General features: G+C 67.0%; 5 protein-coding genes. All 5 read right to left on the bottom strand.

Features of this window, described 5'->3' with window-relative positions:
- The coding region (locus VFW45_03910) for a HAMP domain-containing protein (protein HEU5179912.1) at window positions 1-1,151 on the bottom strand (1,151 nt) is incomplete at its 3' end.
- 375 nt (window positions 1,152-1,526) lie between these two features.
- Window positions 1,527-2,024, bottom strand: coding sequence for a VOC family protein (locus VFW45_03905; protein ID HEU5179911.1), 498 nt, complete (start codon window positions 2,022-2,024; stop codon window positions 1,527-1,529).
- Between the two features lie 28 nt (window positions 2,025-2,052).
- Window positions 2,053-2,415, bottom strand: coding sequence for a cupin (locus VFW45_03900; GenBank protein ID HEU5179910.1), 363 nt, complete (start codon window positions 2,413-2,415; stop codon window positions 2,053-2,055).
- Window positions 2,412-4,784 (bottom strand): CDC48 family AAA ATPase, encoded by a 2,373-nt coding sequence (locus VFW45_03895; protein ID HEU5179909.1) that lies wholly within the window; start codon window positions 4,782-4,784, stop codon window positions 2,412-2,414. Before VFW45_03895 ends, VFW45_03900 begins: the two co-directional genes overlap by 4 nt.
- A gap of 116 nt (window positions 4,785-4,900) precedes the next feature.
- Window positions 4,901-7,552, bottom strand: coding sequence for a glycosyltransferase family 39 protein (locus VFW45_03890; protein ID HEU5179908.1), 2,652 nt, complete (start codon window positions 7,550-7,552; stop codon window positions 4,901-4,903).

Raw genomic sequence — 7,552 nt, 5'->3', positions numbered from 1 at the left:
TCGGTCAGATCCTTCCAGGTGCCGGCCACGCCGGGCACCGTGGCCTGACCACCGAGCTTGCCCTCCGTGCCCACCTCGCGCGCCACGCGCGTCACCTCGGCGGAGAAGCCGTTCAGCTGATCCACCATGGTGTTGATGGTGTTCTTCAGCTCCAGGATCTCGCCGCGCACGTCGACCGTGATCTTGCGCGACAGGTCGCCGCGCGCCACGGCGGTGGTGACTTCCGCGATGTTGCGCACCTGTCCCGTGAGGTTGCCGGCCATGGCGTTGACCGAGTCGGTGAGGTCCTTCCAGGTCCCGGCCACGCCCGGGACGATCGCCTGGCCGCCCAGCTTCCCCTCGGTGCCCACCTCGCGCGCCACGCGCGTCACCTCCGAGGCGAAGGAGCGCAGCTGGTCCACCATCGTGTTGATGGCCTCCTTGAGCTGCAGGATCTCGCCGCGCACGTCGACGGTGATCTTCTTGGAGAGGTCGCCGCTGGCGACCGCGATCGTCACGTCGGAGATGTTGCGTACCTGCGCGGTGAGGTTGTTGGCCATCGAGTTGACGCTGTCTGTGAGATCCTTCCAGACGCCGCTGACGTCGCGGACCTTCGCCTGGCCCCCCAGCTTGCCGTCGGTGCCCACCTCGCGCGCCACGCGCGTCACCTCGGAGGTGAAGACCTGCAGCTGCTGGATCATCGTGTTGACGATCGTGGCGGAGCGCAGGAACTCTCCCTGCAGCGGGCGGCCGTCGATGTCCAGGCGCAGGGTCTGGAGCAGGTCTCCCTGGGCCACCGCCGAGATCGAGCGGGTCACCTCGGTCACCGGGTAGATGAGGTCCTCGATGAGAGTGTTGACCGACCCTTCCATGTCGCGCCAGGAGCCGGGCAGACGCCCAAACTCGACGCGCTGCCGGATCTTGCCGTCGCGGCCCACCGCCTGTCCCACGCGGCGCAGCTCTTCCGCGATGCGCTCGTTGGAGGCGACGATTTCGTTGAAGGTGTCGGCGATCTTGCCGTTCAGCCCGACCCAGTTCCCGGGCAGGCGCACGGAGAAGTCTCCGCGACGGACCGCCTGGAGCACCCTGAGAAGCTCGTGCAGATCGAGCGGCGGATCGGTCGCCGGCAGAAGACCTTCGGGTTGAAGGGGTGTATGAGGATGAGTGCTCATCGGCTGCGCCTCGTCGATAAAATTTGCGGCACGAGCCGAGAGGTCCGCCGTGAGGCGCTGCGGCTCGGGGGATTTCGCTGGAGAGACTGCGGAAGCGGTCAGCGTTTCAGGTCGGGGCGGTGAAGCCAGGGATGTTCCCCGCTTCCTGGAGCGGGTTTTTCTGGGGGTCTTCCGCTGTTGAAGATCGGGCACGACAACTCCCAAACGATCGCCTGGACCGGGCCTGGGGTCGCTACTGCGTCCTTAACAATCTGTAGATCAGAAGCGTCCAGATCGATGATGGCAGGTGAACATATTACAGATGGAAATGCACGAGTGAACTACAGGATTGTACGTAGTAGCCGGGGGAAAAAACCTGCGGCTCCCGTAGGGGTGCTAAGTCCGGGTCGCCTCGGCTCGCAGCCCGCGCAAATCGAGAGGGTCGGTGACCATGGCGAGCCCCCCGTCACGCGTGCGGGGCCATTCCTCGCGAGGGCGGTCGCGATAGAGCTCGACCCCGTTGCCGTCGGGGTCGCGCAGGTAGAGCGACTCGCTCACACCGTGGTCCGCGACCCCCTCCAGGGGGATGCCGGCCTGCTCCAGACGGACGAGGGCGTCGGCCAGGGTGCGGCGATCGGGATAGCGGATGGCGACATGATAGAGCCCCGTCGTGCCGGGAGGCGGAGGCGAGCCGCCCCGGCTCTCCCAGGCGTTGAGGGCGATGTGGTGATGGTACCCGCCGGCGCTCACGAAGGCGGCGCCGGGCCCCATTTTCTGGGTCAGCTGGAAGCCGAGGACTCCGCAGTAGAAGGCCAGCGCCCGGTCCAGGTCGGCCACCTTGAGGTGAACGTGGCCGATGTCGACGCCCGGATCGATGGGAGGCGAGTTACTCATTCTTCAACCATCGATTGGAGAGGAGCGATCACTTGGCGTAGTGATCGGCTCCCAGAAAATGCAGCGAGACGTACGGCTCATCTCCGACGACCCAGCTGTCGTGCGGCTCCGCCGGCACGTGGAACAGCATCCCCTGCCGCAGCTCGATGACCCGGCCGTCGGCGAAAGCGACGGCAGCCGTGCCGCGGACCACCAGGCCGACATGCTCCACGTCGCAGTGCGTCGCGCCCAACGATGGCCCGACGTGCTCCGACCATTTCCAGCCTGGCTCGTAGGTCGCCCGCCCAATCGTCATGCCGCCGAGCCGCACGATCTCGAAGCGTCCCTTCACCATGTCCCGGACTTCGTCCGGCGTCTCGAAGCGCTTCAGAATGACCTCGGGATCGCTCATTGCGGCCTCGTAGAAGGGCGCCTGGGTTTGTTGGAGTCTGCCGCGGCGCTGCTCCGGCTCTCCTCTTCCTTCGTCCGGCCGTTGCCGTCGCCGGAAGCGGGCTCCGGAGGGCCACCCAGGAAACCGATGCGGCCGGCCTGCTGCTTGACGGTGCGGGCCAGCTTTTCGTACTCGCGCTCCATCTCGGGGCTCACGGACGGGATCGTCTCCTTGACGGCGCGCAGGAAGTGCTCCTGGGTGACGGAGCGGGCCTCGGGATTGTCACGCAGGGCGAACAGCCCCGCCTTCATGCAGACCCCCGCGATGTCGGCCCCGGTGAAGCGATCGGTGATCTCCGCCAGCTTCTCTACATTCACGTCCGGGTCGAGCGCCATGCCGTGGGTATGGGCCCGGAAGATCTCCACGCGCGCGGCCGTGTCGGGGACCTTCACGTAGATAAGCTCGTCGAACCGTCCCGGCCGCAGCAGTGCCGGGTCGATCCTGTCGGGCCGGTTGGTCGCCCCCAGGACCACGACTCCCTTGAGCTCCTGCATCCCGTCCATCTCCGACAGGATCTGGTTGACGATCCGCTCGGTGACCTGCGGCTCGCCGAAGGAGCCCCCCCGGATCGGCGCCAGCGAGTCGAGCTCGTCGAAGAAGATGATGGCCGGCGGGACCTGTCGCGCCCGCTGGAAGAACTCCGCGATCTTCTTCTCCGACTCGCCGTACCACTTGGACAGCAGCGAGCTTCCCTTGGCCGACAGGAAGCTGGCCCCCGCCTGCGTCGCCACCGCCTTGGCGGCGAGCGTCTTGCCGGTGCCGGGCGGCCCGTACAGGAGGATTCCCTTGGGGGCGCGGATCCCCAGACGGCCGAATGCTTCCGGCTTCTTGAGCGGCAGCTCGACCATCTCGTGCAGGACGCGCTTCACCTCTTCCATGCCGCCGACTTCTTCCCAGCGCACCTTCGGGATCTCGACGACGATCTCGCGCAGCGCCGAGGGCTGGACTTCCAGCAGCCCCTGGTCGAAGTCCTTGCGGCGAACCTCCAGCTTCTCCAGCACCTGGGGGGGGATCGTCTTGTCCTCTCCCAGGCTCAGCGTCGGCATCAGGCGCCGCAGCGTGGCAAGCGCCGCCTCCTTGGTCAGATGCGCCAGGTCGGAGCCGGTGAAGCCCACCGTCAGCTCGGCCAGGCTCGACAGGCTGACGTCCTTCCCCAGCGGCATGCCGCGCGTATGGATCTGCAGGATCTCCAGGCGGCCCGCCTGGTCCGGAATGCGGATCTCGATCTCGCGATCGAAGCGGCCGGGGCGCCGCAGCGCCGGGTCGATGGCGTCGACCCGGTTGGTGGCGCCGATCACCATGACGTTGCGCCTCCCTTTCAGCCCATCCATCAGCGTCAGGAGCTGAGCCACGATGCGCTTCTCCCCTTCCCCGCTCACGTCGGCGCGGCGCGGGGCGATCGAGTCGAGCTCATCGATGAAGATCACCGCCGGCGCGTTCTTCTGTGCCTCCTCGAAGATGCCGCGCAGCCGCTCCTCCGATTCGCCGTAGAACTTCCCCATGATCTCCGGCCCGTTGATGGCGGAGAAATGGGCGTTGGACTCGTTGGCCACCGCCCGGGCCACCAGCGTCTTGCCGGTCCCCGGCGGCCCGTGCAGGAGGACCCCGCTGGGAGGCTCGATCCCGAGGCGCGCGAACAGCTCCGGGTGCTTCAGGGGAAGCTCGATGGTCTCCTGGATCTTCTGGATGATCGGGCGGATGCCGCCGATGTCCTCGTAGGTGACGAGGCGGGACGGCCGCCCTTCCTGGGCGGTGTACTCGGGCAGAAGCTCGATCCGGGTCTTATCAGTGACTTGGACGATCCCCTTGGGCGCCGTGTCGCTCACCACCAGGCGGATCTCCATGAGCCCGAACGCCGGGCCCATGAGGCCTCTCATGACCTCATCGGCCGAGGCTCCGGGTGGAACCGATTGGGGCTGGCGGCGGAATACACTGGTGGAAACCAGGTCCCCTTCGACCAGGGGGCGGTGCAGCAGCGTCATGCGCAGCGCCTCGCCGGGACCCTCCAGGCGTAATCCCTCTCGTGCCGGCGCCAGAACGACGCTCTTGGCTTCCTTCCACTCGACCTTGCCGATCTCGACGGTCTCGCCGATGCCGACCTTGGCGTTGAAGCGGATCAGCCCGTCCATTCGGACGACTTCGATCCCTTCATCAGCGGGATGAGCACTCAGCACGATGGCGGCGGTCAGGCGCTTCCCCTGCACCTGAACCACGCCTCCTTGCTCGACGCCGAGTTCCTCGAGGTGCCGGGCCCCGAGACGGACGACTCCCTGTCCCACGTCCTGCTGGATCGCCTCGGCGACCTTGATGCGCAACGCTTTGTCTGCCACGAGTCAACTCCTAAGGAGATGCATGCGCGCCCGCGGCCGGTCGTGGAGCAGCATACCATCAGCCATGGCCCGGGCCGAGTCTCCCCCGGGAAATTGGCAGGACTTGAAGGACTCGACTAGGGGTGAGATGCAGGTTCGACGCGAAACTCCAGCCACATTCCGAGGGCGACCTCAGGCGGGAGGAGCAGGCTTCTACCCGATGGCGGCTGGACAAGAGAATCGGGGCTGATTCCGCCCTCGGTCAGTGCTCTTCTCACCATATCGAGATCGCGGACGCGCACCGTCGCACCCATGATGCTGCGTCCCGGCAGGATGCGACGCGAGCCGGGCAGGAAGAGAATCTCCCCTTCGCGCAGCTTTCCCACCGGCACGCTCGCCGGCTCCGGCACGCGGACCTCCTGCTCCGAAACCGGCACGTTCAGCGCGGCAAGCAAGGCACGCTCGCGCGTGAAGTTCTCGGCCGCCAGCCAGACCCCGATCAACGCCTCGGCGCCGTTGGGATGCTCGAAGTGCTCGGGGCGATCGGTGGGAGATTTATTGCGCGACCCGAAGAAAAGATAACGTAGAGGGTCGGACGGCGGGAACGTCAGCAGTCCTTCGCTCCGTCCATACGCTTTCCCGACCGCCACGATCCGGTGCGTCAGCGCCTCAGGATCGGGGGCGTAGAGGGCGACGAATGCCGGACCCTCGCCTTCGTAGAGCAGCCGCCGGTACTCTCCCGACAGCTCATCGCGCGGCTGATCGGCGGTGATCAGCTCGATCTCCGAGCCGTCGGCGAATTTCGCGTGGAGGTTGCGAATGCCGTTGGCGTGCGGGCGGCCTTGCTTGAGGACGAACCCCAATCGCCGATAGCGCCGGCCGGCTGCCTCGAGATCGCGAACCGCCACCGGGATGTGATCCAGGCCGACCACGAGCGGCCCCTCGCGCGCTGCCGCATGGATCGCCGCGAAGGAAGGTGGAAGGAGCGTCGCGGCCAGGAAGAGGACCCCGGGATGGCGCAACAGGGTCCTCGGCCGAGCCGGGCTTGGAGCTGGTGGATGAGGATCCACCGAGGCCGTCTGATTCGCCGAAGCTTCCACCCGGATCAGGACGAATCCGCCGACGCGCCGGGCCGGTCCCAGCGGCGGGGTCCCCGCCGGCGAGCGGCGAATCAACAGCGCGCTGATCCACTGCGGCCAATCGATCAACGCTTCGATCCCCTCCTCGCGGATGTAATCGCTGATCCGCTGCTCGCGCAGCGCGGCGGCGGCGTTACCGTTCACCACGCCGTCCAGGTTGATGACCGGATGCCGCGCGAAGTAGCCGATCGTCCCCGACTGGAAGGCGCCTCCACGGCTCCCTGGCGCCAGCGCCTCGTCGAGCGCCCGCGCGGCTTTCATGTACTCGGAGACATTCTCGTAGGGGCGATGATGGATGAAGTGTCCCGGCACCTGGCCGGCGAAGAAAGCCAGCTGCAGCGCGGCCGCCAGAAAGGCGACCCGCGACGATCCCCAGCGGCGCAGCGGCGCCCATCCGGTGGAGAGACGCTCCAGGGCGGGGGCGGAGGCCAGGGACATCAGGATGAAGAGCGGGAAAAGGTAGCGCTCGAACCACCACTGTCCGAGAACTCCGAAGGCATAGGCCGGCAGCCACAGCAGCGCGCAGAAGAGCCCGACGTGCGCGAATCCCTTCCAGGCATCATCCCCCGCTCCGGCCGGGCGCTTGAGGAACAGAAGGTTCAGCGCCAGGAGCGCCCCGCCGGCGAAGACCAGGATCATGCTCTGGGGGCTGAAGACAGTCCCGCTTCCCAACGACAGCGGCAGCGACACGGGGAAAAGGAGCGGTTGTCCGAGAAGGACCTGTACCGCCTTGCGCAGGCTCCCGACGTAATAGATGAAGGGGACCTGGTCGGGAGGAAAGTAGTAGGCCTGGCGCGGTCCCAGGACAAAGGTCGTGCCGTAGAACAGCGATAGATTGCGTACCGCCTTGCCCGATTCGGGGAGAAGGACGCCGAAGCGCGAGACGAGAAAAGCGACATAGGGAGATACCGTCGCCAGCGCCACCGCCGCGACGAGGCCGACCTGGCGAAGGCGGCTTGCGATCGATACGCGTCGCAGGAGGAAATCAGCGGCGATGGCGACAGCAAGGAGGACGCCGTCCACCCGGGCGAGCACCGTGACCCCGAGCAACAGTCCCAGCAGCGCCAGGTTCCGGTGCGACGGATCGGGGCGGGCATGGCCGAGATGGAAGTCGAGCGCAGCCAGGAAACAGAGGCCGAAAAGTCCTGTCTCGAGCCCGTTCGTTCCCTGGGACAGGAAATAGGGGGAAGCGCACCAGAGCAGTGTCGCGAACAATGCTCCGCGGCGCGTCGCGACGCGGCGCGCGATGCGATAGACGAACCATCCCGAGGCGGCCCCTGCCAGCGCCAGAAGGGTCAGAGCGAGATGGATCGGCAGCGGCGAGCCGGGCGAGGAGACGGCGTACAGCGGCACGAGCGCGAAGGTGTACAGCGGCTGGAATCCGGAAGTTTCATGGATGCCGTCGGCGGTCGGGCCATGCCCGGCAGCCAGATTCCGCGCGATGGAGAAGGAGTAGAAAGCGTCATCGATCAGAGGGCCACGCTCCGCCAGGTAGGAAAACGGCGCCCAGGCGAGCGCCAGGCGCAGCAGGAAACCCGCCGCCAGCAGGATCGGGAGGATCCTGTCGCGCTCGGTCGCCACCTTCGCGGCCCCGTCCTGGTTGGGCATGCTCAGGCTGCTCGCCTCGCCGAGGCCCCGCCAGTTACCCAT

This window comes from Candidatus Polarisedimenticolia bacterium, from assembly GCA_035764505.1.
In the GTDB taxonomy this organism is placed as follows: domain Bacteria; phylum Acidobacteriota; class Polarisedimenticolia; order Gp22-AA2; family AA152; genus AA152.
The sequence above is the reverse complement of the archived record's forward strand: the minus strand, read 5'-3'. Positions and strand labels throughout refer to the sequence as shown.